The sequence below is a fragment of the Streptomyces sp. Qhu_M48 genome, from assembly GCF_051305195.1.
GTDB lineage: Bacteria > Actinomycetota > Actinomycetes > Streptomycetales > Streptomycetaceae > Streptomyces.
Genome location: NZ_CP195432.1, coordinates 3,920,039 through 3,935,272 on the forward strand (window position 1 = coordinate 3,920,039; position 15,234 = coordinate 3,935,272).

At 70.8% G+C, this 15,234-nt stretch carries 14 protein-coding genes and 1 pseudogene; 7 read left to right on the forward strand and 8 right to left on the reverse strand.

The annotated features are described in order from the left end of the window. Positions 1-190 precede the first annotated feature (190 nt). Positions 191-1,870 carry a sodium:solute symporter family transporter gene (locus tag ACRRSS_RS17905; protein WP_435972133.1) on the forward strand — a complete coding sequence of 560 codons (1,680 nt, stop codon included), beginning with the start codon at positions 191-193 and terminating at the stop codon, positions 1,868-1,870. Between the two features lie 43 nt (positions 1,871-1,913). On the opposite strand, the gene ACRRSS_RS17910 is transcribed toward ACRRSS_RS17905, so the two are convergent. Together ACRRSS_RS17910 and ACRRSS_RS17915 are read right to left on the reverse strand one after the other, a co-directional pair. After that, positions 1,914-3,203 (reverse strand): serine/threonine-protein kinase, encoded by a 1,290-nt coding sequence (locus ACRRSS_RS17910; protein WP_435972134.1) that lies wholly within the window; start codon positions 3,201-3,203, stop codon positions 1,914-1,916. Continuing rightward, complete coding sequence (locus tag ACRRSS_RS17915; protein ID WP_435972135.1) at positions 3,204-3,332, reverse strand: hypothetical protein; 129 nt, start codon at positions 3,330-3,332, stop codon at positions 3,204-3,206. Between the two features lie 524 nt (positions 3,333-3,856). Here ACRRSS_RS17915 and ACRRSS_RS17920 point away from each other — a divergent pair. Then, the gene (locus tag ACRRSS_RS17920; protein WP_435972136.1) at positions 3,857-4,912 is read left to right on the forward strand and encodes a PP2C family protein-serine/threonine phosphatase; all 1,056 of its coding nucleotides are present in this window, start codon (positions 3,857-3,859) and stop codon (positions 4,910-4,912) included. A gap of 255 nt (positions 4,913-5,167) precedes the next feature. Here the strand turns inward: ACRRSS_RS17920 and ACRRSS_RS17925 are convergent, their stop codons facing one another. Further along, positions 5,168-5,710 (reverse strand): precorrin-3B C(17)-methyltransferase, encoded by a 543-nt coding sequence (locus ACRRSS_RS17925; RefSeq protein WP_435972137.1) that lies wholly within the window; start codon positions 5,708-5,710, stop codon positions 5,168-5,170. A 391-nt stretch (positions 5,711-6,101) separates the two neighbouring features. Further along, on the reverse strand, positions 6,102-6,860 hold the full coding sequence (locus tag ACRRSS_RS17930; protein WP_435972138.1) for a hypothetical protein: 759 nt from the start codon (positions 6,858-6,860) through the stop codon (positions 6,102-6,104). A gap of 1,017 nt (positions 6,861-7,877) precedes the next feature. Between ACRRSS_RS17930 and ACRRSS_RS17935 the strand changes: the two genes are divergently transcribed. After that, positions 7,878-8,345: a MarR family transcriptional regulator gene (locus ACRRSS_RS17935; RefSeq protein WP_435972139.1), complete on the forward strand. Its 468-nt coding sequence runs from the start codon at positions 7,878-7,880 to the stop codon at positions 8,343-8,345. Positions 8,346-8,587: 242 nt separating this feature from the next. Further along, a pseudogene (locus tag ACRRSS_RS17940) lies at positions 8,588-8,948 on the forward strand (alpha/beta fold hydrolase); the annotation flags it as partial. A 170-nt stretch (positions 8,949-9,118) separates the two neighbouring features. Here the strand turns inward: ACRRSS_RS17940 and ACRRSS_RS17945 are convergent. Further along, on the reverse strand, positions 9,119-10,270 hold the full coding sequence (locus ACRRSS_RS17945) for an SMI1/KNR4 family protein (protein ID WP_435972140.1): 1,152 nt from the start codon (positions 10,268-10,270) through the stop codon (positions 9,119-9,121). Between the two features lie 310 nt (positions 10,271-10,580). On the opposite strand from ACRRSS_RS17945, the gene ACRRSS_RS17950 reads away from it, so the two are divergent. Together ACRRSS_RS17950 and ACRRSS_RS17955 are read left to right on the forward strand one after the other, a co-directional pair. Further along, entirely contained in the window at positions 10,581-11,066 is a 486-nt protein-coding gene (locus ACRRSS_RS17950; RefSeq protein WP_435972141.1) for a PH domain-containing protein, read from the forward strand. A gap of 563 nt (positions 11,067-11,629) precedes the next feature. After that, positions 11,630-11,752 carry a hypothetical protein gene (locus tag ACRRSS_RS17955; RefSeq protein ID WP_435972142.1) on the forward strand — a complete coding sequence of 41 codons (123 nt, stop codon included), beginning with the start codon at positions 11,630-11,632 and terminating at the stop codon, positions 11,750-11,752. A gap of 496 nt (positions 11,753-12,248) precedes the next feature. Here the strand turns inward: ACRRSS_RS17955 and ACRRSS_RS17960 are convergent, their stop codons facing one another. Both ACRRSS_RS17960 and ACRRSS_RS17965 read right to left on the reverse strand, forming a co-directional pair. Further along, positions 12,249-12,629, reverse strand: coding sequence for a hypothetical protein (locus tag ACRRSS_RS17960; RefSeq protein ID WP_435972143.1), 381 nt, complete (start codon positions 12,627-12,629; stop codon positions 12,249-12,251). Next, entirely contained in the window at positions 12,629-12,961 is a 333-nt protein-coding gene (locus ACRRSS_RS17965; RefSeq protein WP_435972144.1) for a hypothetical protein, read from the reverse strand. The genes ACRRSS_RS17960 and ACRRSS_RS17965 overlap by 1 nt, the downstream gene beginning before the upstream one ends. Positions 12,962-12,976: 15 nt before the next feature. Between ACRRSS_RS17965 and ACRRSS_RS17970 the strand changes: the two genes are divergently transcribed. After that, complete coding sequence (locus tag ACRRSS_RS17970; protein WP_435972145.1) at positions 12,977-13,279, forward strand: hypothetical protein; 303 nt, start codon at positions 12,977-12,979, stop codon at positions 13,277-13,279. 648 nt (positions 13,280-13,927) lie between these two features. Here ACRRSS_RS17970 and ACRRSS_RS17975 read toward each other — a convergent pair. After that, a complete protein-coding gene (locus ACRRSS_RS17975) occupies positions 13,928-15,220 on the reverse strand; it encodes a HEAT repeat domain-containing protein (protein ID WP_435972146.1) in 1,293 nt (430 codons plus the stop codon). Positions 15,221-15,234: the final 14 nt, after the last annotated feature.

Sequence of the window (15,234 nt, forward strand, 5' to 3'; positions counted from 1 at the left end):
GCACAACACCCACTCGCACGGGGCCACTTCGACGGGACGGCCCTCGGCGAGGCAGGCGTTGGTCGGGCGCACAGATCCCCGGGCCGTTCCGGTGTGCCGGTGACCCGTCTGCGGACGCGCCCCCTGCCCCCACGGCCAGGACCGTGTTCTGGTGAGCCCTCCTCCCTCCCCACCCGTGCCCCGGAGAGCCATGACCGCCTACGTCCTCCTCGCCGCCGAGCCGTCCGTGTCCGCCGGTGACACGCGGAGCGCGGTCCTGATCGGCTTCCTTCTCGTCGTCGTCGCCGCACTCTTCGCCTGCCTGCTCCTGGGGCCGCAGCGCGAGGAGGCGGAGAGCTTCTACGTCGGCCGGCGCAGGGACAAACCCCTGCGCAACAGCCTCGCGCTGGCCGGCGACTACGTCTCCTCGGCGACCGTGGTGGGCACGGCGGGGACCGTCGCCCTCATGGGGTTCGACGGCCTGTTCGTCGCGGGCAGCACGCTGGCCGCCCTCGTCGTCCTGCTCTTCCTCGCCGGCCCTCTGCGGGCGCGTGGACGGTTCACCCTCGCCGACGTCTTCGCGGACCGGGCGCCGGGGACGGCGGTCCGGGTCACGGCGGCCGTCGTCACCCTGCTCGTGTGTCTGCTCTACCTCGTCGTGCAGCTCTCCGCGGTGGCACTGGTGACCGCGCAGCTCCTGGGCCTGGAGACCGTCGGCGCCCAACGCGCGATCGCCGTGATGACCGGGGTGCTCATCACGTGCGCCACGGCCGTCGGCGGGATGCGCGGCGCCACCGCACTGCAGACGGCGAAGTCGGTCGTCGTCCTGATGGCGCTGACCCTGGTCGCCGGCGCGCTCCTCGCCCGCTTCGGCTGGAGTCCGGCCGCCCTGCTGGACGCCGCCGGGGCGACCAACGGTGCCGGTCGGGCGTACTTCCGGCCGGGACTCCTGCAGCGTTCCAACCCGAGCGCCAGCTGGGGCTTCGACTTCGTCGGGCTGCAGCTCAGCATCGTGCTCGGAGCGGCCGTGATGCCGCACGTCCTGATGCGGCTGCACGCCACGCCCGGCCCCGTCGCGGCGCGCCGCTCCGTTCGCGGGGCGCTGGTCGTCGTCGGGGCCGTCCTCGCGTTCACCGTGCTGATCGGTCTGGGTACCGCGGCGACCGTCGGAGGCGCGAAGCTTGCCGCGGTGAGCCCCGGAGGAACCGGCGCGCTGATGCTCACCACCGGCACCCTCGCCGGGGGCCCCGGCTCCGGGCCGGGAGCGGTGCTCTTCGTCCTCGTCGCCACCGCCGTCTTCGCGACCTCACTCGCCGTCATCGCGGGCATCACCCTGACTGCCTCGGCCGCGATCGGCCACGACCTCTACCGGCACGCACTGCGCCGTACGGACGGTCAGGACAGGGGAGTCGAGATCCGCACCGCCCGCTGGGGCGCGGTCGCCGTGAGCGCGGTGGGCATCACGCTCACGTACGCGGCCCTGGCGTGGAACATGCAGATGTTCAGCTGGGTCGCTCTCGCCCTCGCGGCCTCCAGCCTCCTGCCCGCCCTGGTCTACTCCCTCTTCTGGGTCCGCTTCACCGAGCGGGGCCTGCTGTGGACCCTCGCGGGCGGCGCGGCCTGCGTCCTCGTCCTCCAGGCCTTCACCCCCGTGGTCTCGGGCATCCCCTCGTCGCTCCTCCCGCATCACGACTTCGCCTGGCTGCCCGTCCAGTCCGTCGCCCCGGTCTCCATCCCGGCCGGATTCGCCCTCGGCTGGCTGGGCAGCGTCACGGGCAGGCCCTCCCGCCCCGGCGGTGACGCCGCCGTGCTCCGCGACACCGCGCTGCTCCCGCGTCACCGACGGGCCACACCCGAGACGGCGGGCACGGCCCGTGACACGCAAGGCTAGGTCGTGTGCGGCCGATCGCTCCGGCACCACACCCCTGGATATCCTATCTGCCCACGTCCACCAGGAAGGACAGCCGGCCGTTCGCCGCGCGGAACACGGCGTGCCGCGGGGTCGGTTCGCTGTACGAGGACGCCGACGTGACCGGAATGACGCACCCCTCCACCGTCCTGAGGCACTTGTCCAGCGCGGTCTCGACACCCCCGACCGCGGCCATACCCGGCAGCTGCCTCATCCATTGGCCGACCGTGGCGAGCTCGTCGGCGCACAGGTCGTCGCACGCGTCGTCCTTCGTGTACGTCACCCGCTCCAGGTCCTCCGGGGTGCGGGACGCGGAGGCCCTGGTGAAGCCCGAAGGGGCGGTGAGTGCCTCGGCCGCGCGCCGGTTGTCCTCGTAGTCCTGGCCGTCGCTGGCCTTGGTGTAGACGGCGTAGCCGGTCACCGACGCCGCTGCGAGCACCAGCACCGCCAGACCGGACAGCACGGCCCGACGGCGTGGGCTGCTCCGGCTGGACGCGGCAGCGGGTGGTGCGGCGGACCCCGGTCCGACGGTCGGCTGAGCGGCGAGGTCCTGGGCGGTCAGGCTCCACGACGGCGCGGTGGGCACCGCCGGGGGAGCGGCCGGGGTCACCGGGGGAGCGGACGGCGCCGAGGCGGCCTGGGTCAGGAGGGCTCGCAGCTCCTCCACGGGCAGGCGCGCGCCCGGATCCTTGTGCAGCAGTCCGTCCAGCACGGGGCCGAGGGTCCCGGCCCGCGTGGCCGGAGCGGGTTCCTCTGTCGCGACGGCGACGAGTACCGCGCTGGGAGCCGTCCCCTCGAACGGAGCACGCCCCTCCACCGCGGCGTAGAGCGTCGCGCCCAGGGACCACAGATCCGACTCGGCCGTCGCGGGAAGACCCCGAACCTGCTCAGGAGCCATGAACGCGGGCGTCCCCATGATCATGCCGGTTGCCGTCAGGGTGGCATCCCCCTCAAGGGCGGCGATCCCGAAGTCCGTCAGGACGACCCGGCCCTCTTCGAGAAGGATGTTGGCGGGCTTGATGTCGCGGTGCGTGATCCCCATCCGATGCGCGGCGCCGAGCGCGGCGACCACCTGCAGGCCGATGTCGGCCACCTGCCGCGGCGGAAGCGCGCCCTGTGCGGCGATGAGGTCGGCCAGGGAACCGCCGTCCACCAACTCCATGACGATCCATGGCCGTCCGTCAGGTCCGGCTATCCGGTCGTGAACGGTGATGATCCCCGGATGCTTCAGCCGGGCGGCCGCTCTGGCCTCACGGTCGAGCCTGGCTATCCAGTTCTTCCGCTCGGCATCCCCCAGATACTCGGGCAGCCGCAACTACTTGACGGCGATGTCGCGCCCCAACTGCTCATCGTGCGCCCGCCAGACCGCACCCATACCGCCCTGGCCGAGAAGGTGCGTCAACCGGTAGCGGCCCGCGAGGAGTTTTCCGTGATCGTCATTCACGGACGGACTATAGTCGGGTTGCCCTCCACGCGCGGGGGATGCTCGTGCGAACGACCGGGATGTGCCGGCCGCAGGGGGCGGAGGAAGAGAACGCCTGGGCGATTCGCCGGGCCAGAGCATTCCCGCGCGTCTCGTGGAGGTGGTGGGGGAGGCGAGGATCCGAAGGGCTCCCGCATCGGGTGGCGAGGGCCAGAGCCGCTCGTACGTCGGGTTCACCGCAGGCCGTCATCCGAGTGCGGGCAGTGTCCGACCCTCGTGGCCCCTGGCCGCCACGTCAGTGGCAGTGGGGCACTGAACGCGGTTCAAGGCGGTCCGTAGAGGAATGGCATCCCGAAGCTCGTGCCGCGTGGGCCGCATGCCGACAGTGCCGCCCCCGGACCTTCACCTCCCTCAGCAGCCGATGAGAATCCCCTGAAGCGCTATGTTCCGTTTGTGTGGATATCCTGTCCGGTGTGATCGACTCTGGACGGCTAGGGCTCCGGCTGCGGCCACGGCTTGGCCGACGCCGTGGCCAGGGGGCGCTTGTGCGGCTGTCGCCGGTCATCCTGACCATCGTGATCGCCGGTCTGGCCTACACCACACCGCCGGAAATGGCATTCAGCCGCCTCCTGCCCGCCGCACCGGCTCTGGCCGCCTCCATGTGGCCGGTCCTGCCCACCGTCCTGCTCGGCACGGTCTGCCTGCTGCTGATGATCGGCCTCAGCCTCGTCTTCCCCGACCTGGGAACGTGGTGGACGGCCGCGGGGATCATCGCGGTCACCGTGGCCGCCGCGTACGGAAGCCACGTACGGCTGAAGCGGGAGCGCACCCTCCTCCAGGTACGGCTCGTCGCCGACGCGGCGCAGCAAGTGGTGCTCAGCCCGATGCCACGCCGCTTCGGGAACGTCGAGATCGAGTCGCTGTACCTCGCGGCCGCGGCGGAGGCCCGCATCGGAGGGGACTTCTACGAGGCGATCGACACGCCGTACGGCGTCAGACTGCTCATCGGTGACGTCAGGGGCAAGGGCCTGCCGGCGGTGGGAGCGGCCGCGGCCATCGTGAACGCCTTCCGCGAGGCCGCCTACAGCGAGGCCGACATGGTCCACGTCGCGCGCAGGCTCGATGCCAGCTGCACGCGCTACAACGGCGCCTATCCCCCCGAAGGCACGATGGAGCGCTTCGCCACCGCGCTGCTCGTCGAGATCCCGAACGACGGCGGGCGGATCGACGTCCTCAACTGCGGGCACCCGCCTCCGCTGCTCCTCAACCACAGGACTCTCCGTGTCCTCGAGTCGAAGACCCCCTCACCTCTGCTCAGCCTCGCCGACCTGCTGGGTGATCACTACAACGTCGACACCTGCGACTACGCCCCCGGTGACCTCCTGCTCCTCTACACCGACGGGATCGCCGAGGCGCGCGATCGTAGCGGCGAGTTCTTCCCGCTGGCGGCCTGGATGCGCCGACAGCCCCTGACGCCACCCCGCGACCTTCTCGCGACGCTCCACCACGACCTCCTCCGCTACACCAGAGGACGCCTCGACGACGACATCGCCGCCCTCGCGGTGCGCCTGTGTGACGACCGGGTAGCCCCGTCCCGGTGAGCGGCTCGTCGGGACAGCGTGCGCAGGCGACCGGCCACGGCACCGGGCCGAGAAGCCCGGCCTGGCCAAGACGCGGGCCAGGCCGGACGAGGCGCACCCTCTGAGCGTCACCGCCGCCTCCCGCCCCACAACCCCGTACGCCGTCGTGACCGCTCTCCCGACGAGCACCGGCGCCACGCCGCAGGTCGGACTACCTTTGCTGTGCGCGGTGGACGACGCGCTCCCGCTCTTCCCGGCAGCGTGGTCGGAGCCAGGTCAGTGGCCGCCGGGGCTGGGGATGCACGAGCCGTCCATGGTGCGCCCGACGACCTCGGCGGTTGCCGTGCCGTTCTCCTCCAGGTGGCCGTTCACACAGACCTTTCCGCGCCCGCCGCCGACGGTGATGCTCTTGGCCGGCGCCCCGAAGGCATCGTCCCGTACCTCGACAGCGTTCGACCGAAGGCCAAGGGCCTGGGCGGCGGCTGCCCGCACCTCCGCCTGGTCGACGGGCTTCCCCGCGAGCTTCGCGAGCGCGGCGCGGAGGGCCTCGGCCTTCCCCGCCGCCTCGGCGCGCTGCTGGTCGCTTATCTCGAACTCACGCCGGTAGCCGTGGTTCTCGGCGTACCGCTTGTCGGGGTCGTACGAGATGCACGGTACCGGTGTCGCGAGCGGCGGCTCGTTCGGCATGGGACAGACAGGCATTCCGGACGGTGACGAGGCGGCTCTCGGATCGTCGGCGGCGTCGGCGCATCCGGCGGCGAGAGCGGCCAGCAGGAGGAGGCCGACGGCGGCGGTGGCACGGTGCTGATGGGTGCGCATGGCGCTCATCCTGCCCGAACGCCGCCCTGGGCGAGGGGGCAGCGGCCGGTGGGGCAGGCGCGCGAGACCTCTCGCGACGCGGGCGACCACGTCGGCGACGGGTCTGGCGGAGCTCACCGCGGAGTGCGGCGCCCACTGATCCGAGCCACGATCGGGCCGCACGACGACCGAGCACGGGTGGGTACCTGGACCGCCTGCGGACCACCGATCGGGTGCTGTCCTGTGCCTGTGCCTGTGCCTGTGCCTGTGCCTGTGCCCGGGCCCGGGCCCCTGCCCGTGGCGTGCCGCGCCCACGACCGGACTCGTGTGGCTGCGGCCCCGACGCCGGTTGGGCATCGGGGCCGCAAGCACACGGCTCGGGGGCTCTGTCCCCCGTTCCGCACCTTCCTCGTCAGACCGCGGCCGCCGACACCTCGACAGGCTCTTTCTTCACCTGGGCCGTGACGGTGGCGGTCTGCGGAGTGGGCCAGCTGTAGAGCGCGATGCCCTGTCGGGTGTCCTTGTCCAGTCCGTCCTTCGCCACCAGCCTTTCCAGGGTGTTGCGGACGACCTGGTCCGACGTCGCGCGCTCGGGGTGAGCGGCCTTCAGCTCGGTGCTGATCTCACTGACCTTCTTCGGCTCACCGGGCTGCTGCGCGAGGAGGGCCTTGAGGAGCTCCCCGAGCGTCGGACCCGTGGACTTCACGGTCTTCTCGGCCGCCACCGCCGCGGTCTTCCTGACGGTCGTCTTCTTCGCAGCCGGAGCCTTCTCGACCGTAGCCGTCTCAGCGGCCGGGGCCGCCGTGGTGGGAACCTCCTTGGCCGACGCCTCGACGACGGGAGCCTTCTTGGCGGCGGGCTTGGCCTTGGTGGCCTTCCTCGCCGGCGTCCTCTTCGCCGGGGCCGCGGGACTCGCGGTCTTCGCAGCCCTCGGCTGCGGAACGGCCGTCTCCGGAGCACCGGCGCCCGCCGGGACCTTGTCGTTCACCGGCTTGCCACCGCCGGCGGCCGGCAGGGACTGCAGCGTAGCGGTGAGCCACTTCTCCTCCTCCTGGAGCTGGCTCAGACGAACAGCGAGTTCGGCCTGCTGTGTCTGGTTGGCAGCGAGGTCGGCGACAAGCTGCTCCGCGTACTTGGTCTGGATCGGGGGATTGACCGGCTCGTTGACCACGAAAGTCCACGCTCCTCATCGGGGGATGGGTATTGCTGCCGGATGCTACTTGCCTCAAGAGCGGCGGGTGAGAGGTCGGCCTGCCGCACGAGCCCTTCTGAGGAGTTTTCTTGTCCATGCCGACAGGCGAGAGAGCCACGCGAGGACCGTGCGCACCAGCATCCCGCCCACCACCGTGTGTCTGCTAAATCCCCCTGGATGAGCAGATCTTGTTCGGCGTGCGAGACCGCATTGACCGATCGCGAACGCTGCCGCGCGGCTGCGCCGCAAGGGCATGTCGCCTCAAGGGAACCTCTCTTGAGCGACGAAGGCGCAGTTCAGCGCGTTTCCGCGCCGAGGGAGGAGACTGAAGGGAAGTCGAGTCCGGCAATCGTTCGCGGCTGAAAGGGAGGCGGTTCAAGGGTCTGGGTAGCGCGGAAGGCCTCGGCCGGTGATTGACTCTGCCGCTTCGGCAGGTACCGGTTCCGCGACCAGGAACTGAAATAGCCGACGCTGTGGGCCATTCGGGCCCCGAACCGGGCGCGTCGGCCCAGAATATTCAGGGATCCCACGCGGACGTCGGTTGACCAAGGCGCGGATAGCGCGCTCATCGCCCTCCCGCCAAAGGAACCGCAGCAGTTGGCCAATGGCGCTCGCAGACACGGCTGGCGCCGCACAGCCCCGGCGGCCGCTCGTGCCGGCGGTGGCCGTGCGTGGGTGCCGGTAGCCGTGCGTGGACGCCGCCTGCCTCATGGAAGCCATCCGCCGGTCCTGGGCCCTACGCCACCTCACCGGCAACACCGTTACTGGACAAAGCCACTGTTGGTCCGTCAGATCCCTACCGGCCATCCCGGGACCGTCCCACGGACCTGATCAACGTCTCATGTTCGGGGCAAGGCAGGGGCTTCTGGCGTTCCGCTCCGACGGCGTCCGGAAGATCACCCGCTTGACCTCAACCAAACTTGAGGTCATACGGTTCGGTGCTTGACCTGCACGGTGTGCAGGCTCCGCAATCGAAGTACCAGGAGGGGAAATTCCATGACGTCCCAGCAGCTCTCCGACGCCGAACTCGCCGGCCAGCCCGCCGCGTACTGGACCGGCGTCGCCTACGAGGCACTCATCGCGTACACCCGGGCCCAGCAGGCCGAAAAGGGCTACACCCAGCCCCAGTTCTGGCTGCTGCGCAACCTGTCGGAGAACGACATCTCGCCCGATGGGGAGGGGATGACCCTCCCCGAGCTGCAGGCAGCCATGGCCTCCTACATCCGGCCCGAAGATGATCTGGCGGGAGAGACCGAGGTGCTCCTGGGGCGCGGTTGGCTGGTCCGGGACGCCGAGGACCGGCTGTGGCTCACCAAGGAGGGGGAGCAGGCCCGAGTCGACCTCGCGCGCAATGCCCCCGCGATCCGCGCCACCCTCCACCAAGGCATCGCCGACGCGGACTACGTCACCACGCTGAAGGTGCTCCAACGGCTGATCCGCAACGCCGGCGGGACGGTCGCCTGACCGACAGAGGGGCCGGGCAGAGTGCCCGGCCTCTGGTGAGGTCCCGGCAGATCAGTCGGCATGGTTGCCCAGTCGCGACCCGGACAGGGTGACCGTGACGCGCCGACCGGTACAGCAACCGTACGGCGCGGCATAACCCCGCAACACCATCACGCAACAAAGCAGTTGCCCGGCACCCTCGCGTCTCAGCGCCGGAGTGCCCGTCGGCAGACTCGGCCCGGAGAGCGCTGATCCGGGAACTCATGACGGCAGTGGATGCACCACCCATCGTGCTCGTCCACGGGACCCGGTTCAGCGCGGGACAGTGGAGCCCACAGCTCGTCGCGCTTCAGGAGGACTTCCAGGCAGCCGCCGTTGACCTCCCAGGCCACGGTGCCCGCTCCGCTCAGCCCTGGAGCCTGAACGCGGCGACCGAGATCATCGCTTCCGCGGTGCACTCGCTCGGCCGCGGGCCGGCTCTGGTCGCCGGGCACTCTCTCGGCGATATGCCTCGCTGGAGTTCGCGCGGCGCCGCCCGGAACGGCTGAGGGGGCTGGCCCTTGCGGGGCCAGCGCCTCAACCCGTGGTCCATGGGCGACGCCGTACCGGCGGGCCGCCGGGCTCCCCCTCGCCTATCGGCCGGCCGGAGCCGAGCCTGTGCCGGCCCGGGCTGCCGGTGAACGACGGGCCCGTCGAGATGCTCGTTGCGCTTCACGATCCGTCACTGTGATCGAGCGCTTCATCTGGCGATGTCCGCCACATGAAGCGCTCACGCGGAACCGTAGCCCCTCGGGTCAGGCCTGATCCTGGGTGTACTGAGCGGCGTACCAGCTGGAGTCGATGGCGGGGTTGCGCAGGGTCCCCCAGAACCGATCGTCAGGTATCGGTGGCAGCGGCGGAGTACCCAGGTCCGCATGCAGATCCGCACGCCAGTCGACAGAGAGGCGACTCCGGACCCCCGCGCTCTCGCACACGGACCTGTAGGGGGATCCCCAGATGCCGTGTGCCATCGTTTCCGCGGCCCACCTGCGAGTGACGTCTCGGTGGGTGTTCGCCTGCGCAAGCACCGCGCGCAGTCGCAAGGCCAGCGGGTCGGTCTGGTCCGGCCTTGGTGGGGCTTCACCCCGCTCCGACGCGTCCAGGGCCGACGTGACCTCCGGGTACTTGATCAGGCCCGTCTCGACCGCCAGTCTGCGCAGCTGCTTCCTCGCAGCCTCAGCCACCTGCTCACGTGGCAGGACCGCGAGCAGCGCACCGAGTTCCTCGAATCCGTCCAGGTAGCTCGGGTGGAGGAGGTCGGTGGGACCGCAGGAAAGGTCCAGCTCGGGTAGGCGCTCATCCGGTACGGGAAGGGGGTCGTCGGCGCTGCCCCACTCCGGGCGGGCGGACATGGCCGTCTCCCAGAACAGCCGGCCGTTGAACGTCACGACACCACCGTCCTGCCCGCGTTCAAGCCGGCCGGCCAGCTCTGCCAGATACCCACCCAGAGAGTCGGCCTGACCGAAGCTGGTGCCGGTCTCGTCGAAGAACCGTCCGATCGCGCCGAAGGAGTCCCGCCCAGTGCGGCAATCGATCATGAGACCGTCCGATGTCACCCCATAGGAACCGAACTTCACGTAGCCGTGATGCCAGTAGTGCTCGGCCTCCTCCTCGGCAAGGTCGTGGGCGAGGCCGCGCATGAAGCCGGTATCCTCGACGATCCCGCTCACCCCGAGCAGCCGGTCTTCCGTGCTGAACAGGAAAGCATCCGTCCCGTCCATCGCCCCGTTGTGCCGGAGCAGTGAAGCGACCAGGTCCGGAGGGAAGATGACACCCAGTTCCTCTTGCGCCGCCACAATCTCCTCATCGTGCGCGGGCGGCTGAAGCGTGGCGAAAGTACGAGGCGCGTGCTCGCGCAGCCACGCGTCGACGCGGTTCCACGCGTCCTCGACCAGGTCTGTTGTCATAGGCCTGACCCTATGGTCAGCAACTGACAGCTTGATCGTCGCTCACCTGCCCTTGCCCGCCACATTTTCCGTCCAATAGGGCCAAATCGAGGGTGACTCTAGTCCCGGCTCACCAAGCCGCCGGCACCGGATGCACCCGTCGCCACCTCACGCGCCCGCTTGCCAAGCGAAGCGCTCAGTCACGATCACCCGGTCGGTGGCGACTCGAAGAAGCTCGATGATCCACATCCGGCCGGCCTGGCGCGACTCGACCCGGGCTGGGCAGCCGAAGCCCTGGAGCGTCCGGGGAGGTGGCATAGGGTCCCTGTTCATGGGACCTGCATCGAGCCTCCCGAGCCCCGCCCGTCGCCTGGGCAGCACTGGGCAGAACGTCGCGCTGATCGCGGTGGGGAGCCTGTTCCTGCTGCTTGGCGCGGTGTGCACGGTCAAGGTCGCCCATGACCTGGCGGGCGTCATCATCTACGTGTCGTGTGCGGTTCTCGGTGTGTGGATCGCCGTCCGCGGCGGATCGATGGGCGTGCGGGTCGACGCCACGGGGATCACGGAGCGCGGCCTGGGCCGGTCCCGGACCATCCCCTGGTGCAAGATCCGCGAGGTCAGCACCACAACCCAGGGCATCGGACCGTTCCGAACAGGCGCTCCCGGCCTCGTTCTCGAAGACGGCGCCCAGGTGCCCCTCCACGCCCTCGCCTCCGCCTCCACAACGGCGACAGCCACCGACATCGACACCCTCACGAGCGCCCACGCAGCGCACCGCGCCGCATGCGGCCACTGCAACGGGCCCGCGCGGGACTGAGCCGCGGCAACGTCTCAGAACCCGGCAAGGGACTTGTCGAGTACTCCTCCCAGCGCACCGTAGACGCTGCACCGAACCGAGTGCCTCGCCCTGCGGCGGAGCCCGAACCCCACGATGAACGACAACGCGAAAAGCCCGACGAGGACCACCGCGACGACAGGGGCGTACAGGAAGGACGCGAAGGACACGGCGCCGATCCAGACGAGGACCGGCAGGAGTGAGCCCCGCAGTACCGTCCGGAACCTGACTCGTTCCGGGCCCGGCGGCAGCACACGTTCATTCCACACGTCGATGTGGTTCCGGGTCACACAGTGTTCGGGGCGCATGGAGTCATCCCATCACTGACAGCCCGAACCTTGTGTGGTGATCCGTAGGAAGCTGCTCAGGGAAGACGATCCGAAGGAGACAGCCCGTCGCGCCCGCACCTCGGCTCCCGGCTCCAGCCCCGAGCCGTACGGCGGGGCAGGCGCACGGCGGGGGCGGCGCGCGGTCGGTGGCGCGGGCCGACAGCAGCACTATCTGCGCTGCGACGCGGCAGACGGTAGACACGTACAGCGACGCCTTTGCCGACGGCTCCCGAAGTCGGCCAGCGCAAGCGCGTCCACGCCGACGCCACCCGATACGACGGACTCTCCTTGCGCTACGAGGCGACAGCGCCGGTCGCAGCCATCAACGAACGGCGGTGACAGCGCTTCGTCGGACCGGTGCTGTCGGCGGCGGCTCTCTGATGCTGCGTGCCCGGGACCAGGTCTCCGGCGGCGAGCTGGTGGCCTTCGCGACGACGGGGGACGGTACCTGTCCCGTCTGGGTCGGCCGCTGCGAGGCCGGCGAGGTCGTCGGCGTGGTCGTGCTGACGGGGGGGGGATGCCCGAACTGCTCCCGGAGGCAGGAGTCACCGCCGGTGCCTGACGTGGCGGCATGCCGGGCCCGGGGACCCGCGCATCCCCGGGAGACCGGGCACGCCATGACGTCGCACAGGCGGGCAGTCCCGGCTGCCCATCCAGGTCTGCTTCGGCCGGTACGGGACGCGGCCGACGGGCGGGCACCGGACGCGTAGCAGTGTCCGCAGCCGTACCGGCCCGCGCAGGACACAAGAAAGGCCGGTCCCGTCCTTCCTGGGGACGGGACCGGCCTCGGCGGAATGGGACGTGGGACGTGGGTTGACGTTTCCCCAGTCCCCGGTTACCGGTTGCGCGGCCTGTTCAGGACGCTGTCGGCCGGATGGCCCTCGGGACGGCGGCGCAGTGCGGCGGCGATGGCCGCGGCCGCGCCCGCACCCTTGAAGCTGTCGCCGCTGCCCGGCTGGTGGGTGCAGTACAGGTGAGAGCCCAGGACGAAGAAGACCAGGGCGCAGAGGGCGAAGCCGTACGTCGCCACGGTACGGATCCGGGAAGTCGTACGGCGCAGCAGGGAGCGGGTCACCGCCCGGCGGTGCCGTCGGCGCGCCTGTCGCAGGTTGCTGTGGGCGGCCTTGGCGACCAGCCGGGTGCGGGCGTGTTCGCGCGCCGCGGCCTCCAGCACGACGTGCAGGCCGCGCATCTGCTCCTCGGTCAGCGTCTGCATCAGAGCTGCCCTCCCTCGTCGGCGAAGAGGCCATGGGGGCACCGGGCGGATCCGGTGTGGGTGGTGATGCCACGGGCTCGTTCCCGGTGCCGTCTGCCGAGCCTGGCCGGCTTCCTGGCGACCCTGGTGCCATAGCTCACCGGAACACCGGTGTGCAGGGCTGCCTGCGTCCAGTCGATCCCCGCGTTGATCGCGTACGCCAGGGCGACCTCGGCCTCCCGCTCGTCCAGGCCGGTCAGGACGACCGAGACGCACGGGGCGTCGAGAGCGGCCAGGCGGGGAAGCGCCTGGTCCTCGGCCGAACCGGACGGGTCGGCGACGAGCTCCTCCATCGTCTGATCTCTTTGATGACCTTCTCACCGCTCCACGATGCGGCGACCGACCACCAGTCGTCCATCAACGCGGTGGCAACCGCCTCGGAGCAGTGGTTGGCCTTCGTGACGGACATGCCGAGCCATTCGGTGGCGAACCTCGCCGGCGCCGTCGTGTCCCCCTCCAGCCACGTGCGAGCGGCGGTGATCGCCGCCCGGTACTCCACGCTCGTCTTGACGAGGATCGGCACGGTCGTCGCGACCGCGGCGACCCCCACCGCCAGGGGACGGCAGAGGTCCTGGGCGGAGAAAAGGGTCCACGACCGGGCCCGCGGGTAGGCGTGCAGCAGGTCCTGACGCTTCAGGCTGCCGCGAGACCCGAAGATCGTCAGCTCGTGCCCGGGCGCGGGGTCGCCATGGCCCGGGTAGTAGAGAACGACGACGTCGTCGTCGGGCAGCAGCCGCCTCAACTCGGAGGTGTCAGGGATGGCGACGACAGGGCATGTGCCGGCGGCCAGGAGCTCACGGCCCAGATCCGCGGCGTGGTGCGACTCGCCGTCAGGGGAGACGCCGAAGCAGAGGACCGCCGGACGGGTCCCAAGCTCTACCGGTTCCTGGAGCGGCCTGCTTTCCATGTGCTCCTCCTCAAAGGGGTTGTCCTACTCCCCAGGGACGGCGGAAGCCCGATTGAGCAAAGAATCTTGCCCAAGTGACGCAGATCAATTCCAGGGGGCGGGCTGCGAGTGCCGGACGCTCTTCTCCGCGCCCCAGAAGGCAGCTGCGAGGCGCCCGGCGACCCCCTAGCGCTCCGGGTGACGCCGAGAGCGTCCGGCGACGCCGAGCGCGCCCGGCGCCCGGGACTGGCCGGACTCCCATGCCGGTGGGCGTCCCGCAGATGCCGCCGGCCGACTGCCGGTCCATGTCACGATCCCTGCGGGGCCGTGCCCGTGGAGGTTCGTGCGTCGAGCGGAGAGCAGGACCGGTGGTTCATCGAAGGCGGAGGCCGTCGCCGAAAGCCGCCAGCGCCGTACGCGCCGCGGAGTAGACGTCTCCCGGGAGGCGGCGTTCGGACGACAGTGTGCCTTCGAGCAGAGGCGCGGCGGCGCGGGCGGGAGCGCCGATCTGGGCGATGTACCGGACTGCCGCGCGGCAGGGGTCGTCGGCCTCGCCCGACCTCAGGGGCTGCAGCGCGGCCAGGAGGACCGGGACGGCGGCGCCCGTGTCGCCGGTGATCCGCCACCAGGCATGGGCGGCCTGGACGCGGGTCCACGGGCCGGGCGATTCCAGCAAGGGCCGGACCGCAGTCGCGTATCGCGTCGCCTGTGGCCCCAGCTCCGCCAGGCGGCTGAGGCTGGCGTGCACCAAGCCCCGGGACGCCGCGTCCTCCAGGAACGCCAGGAAGACCCTTGATTCACCGGTGAGCCGCCAATGAGCCCACGCCGCGTTCTGCGCGCCGTGCCATCTTCGTATGCCGCGCGGCAACGGGGTGCCGCCGTCGTGACGCGGTGGTTGCGTGACGCCTCGGAGGAGACTTTCGAGGCTGCTCGCCGCGGGCGCCGCCGACGGGCCGATACCGCCGAGCGCGTCGCAGGCCCAACGCACGTTGCGGGTGGCGAGTGTCGACACGAGCTCAGGAACCGCCTTGCTCGCCGCGGGACCCCACGCGGCCAGTGTCGTGAGGACCGGACGCAGGCCCTCGTTGTCGGTCGAGTCGAGGAGGGTGCGACGTATTCCCGGGAGCAATGCGTCCGCGCGCCCCACCATCGGGTGGAGGACCTCCCCGAGTGACGTCACCTGGAAGAACGGGAGCCCGCTGCTTGAGGCCAGCCAACGGTGCACCGGGTCCAGAACGCCCGGATGGTCGAGACGGGCCAGAGCCAGCGCCGCCGGCCCGGCAACCCGGTCGGAGGAGTCGTCGGCGGCCGCGATGAGCGCGGGGACGGCCGACGTGATGTCCTGCGTGGAGTCCGGCGAGACGAGCCGCGCCAACACCATCGCCGCGTCGCCCCTGGCATGGAACTCACGGGATTCCAGGACCCGGACCAGGCCGGCGACCAACTCCGGCCGGGGCGTACGCCACCGCCGCAGAATGCCCCCGGCGATGGAGACCGCGCCCGCGACCAGCTCGGAGCGTTTCGAGTCGAACCCGCTCACGGCGAGGGCGATGCCACGGTCCACGTGCTCGGGCACGTCCAGTCGCAGATCGCTCGGATCCACACCCGCGTCCACGAGCAACGTGCGCGCCCAGGAGTCGTGTACCGCGCGCGTCACCATCGTCATGGCCCGCACGCTAC

Coding starts and splice junctions, on each gene's coding strand:
- ACRRSS_RS17965 (WP_435972144.1), bottom strand. CDS start 12,961: ATGGAGGAGCTCGTCGCCGACCCGTCCGGTTCGGCCGAGGACCAGGCG.
- ACRRSS_RS17970 (WP_435972145.1), top strand. CDS start 12,977: ATGACCTTCTCACCGCTCCACGATGCGGCGACCGACCACCAGTCGTCC.
- ACRRSS_RS17925 (WP_435972137.1), bottom strand. CDS start 5,710: ATGCGCACCCATCAGCACCGTGCCACCGCCGCCGTCGGCCTCCTCCTG.
- ACRRSS_RS17935 (WP_435972139.1), top strand. CDS start 7,878: ATGACGTCCCAGCAGCTCTCCGACGCCGAACTCGCCGGCCAGCCCGCC.
- ACRRSS_RS17960 (WP_435972143.1), bottom strand. CDS start 12,629: ATGCAGACGCTGACCGAGGAGCAGATGCGCGGCCTGCACGTCGTGCTG.
- ACRRSS_RS17975 (WP_435972146.1), bottom strand. CDS start 15,220: ATGACGATGGTGACGCGCGCGGTACACGACTCCTGGGCGCGCACGTTG.
- ACRRSS_RS17905 (WP_435972133.1), top strand. CDS start 191: ATGACCGCCTACGTCCTCCTCGCCGCCGAGCCGTCCGTGTCCGCCGGT.
- ACRRSS_RS17945 (WP_435972140.1), bottom strand. CDS start 10,270: ATGACAACAGACCTGGTCGAGGACGCGTGGAACCGCGTCGACGCGTGG.
- ACRRSS_RS17950 (WP_435972141.1), top strand. CDS start 10,581: ATGGGACCTGCATCGAGCCTCCCGAGCCCCGCCCGTCGCCTGGGCAGC.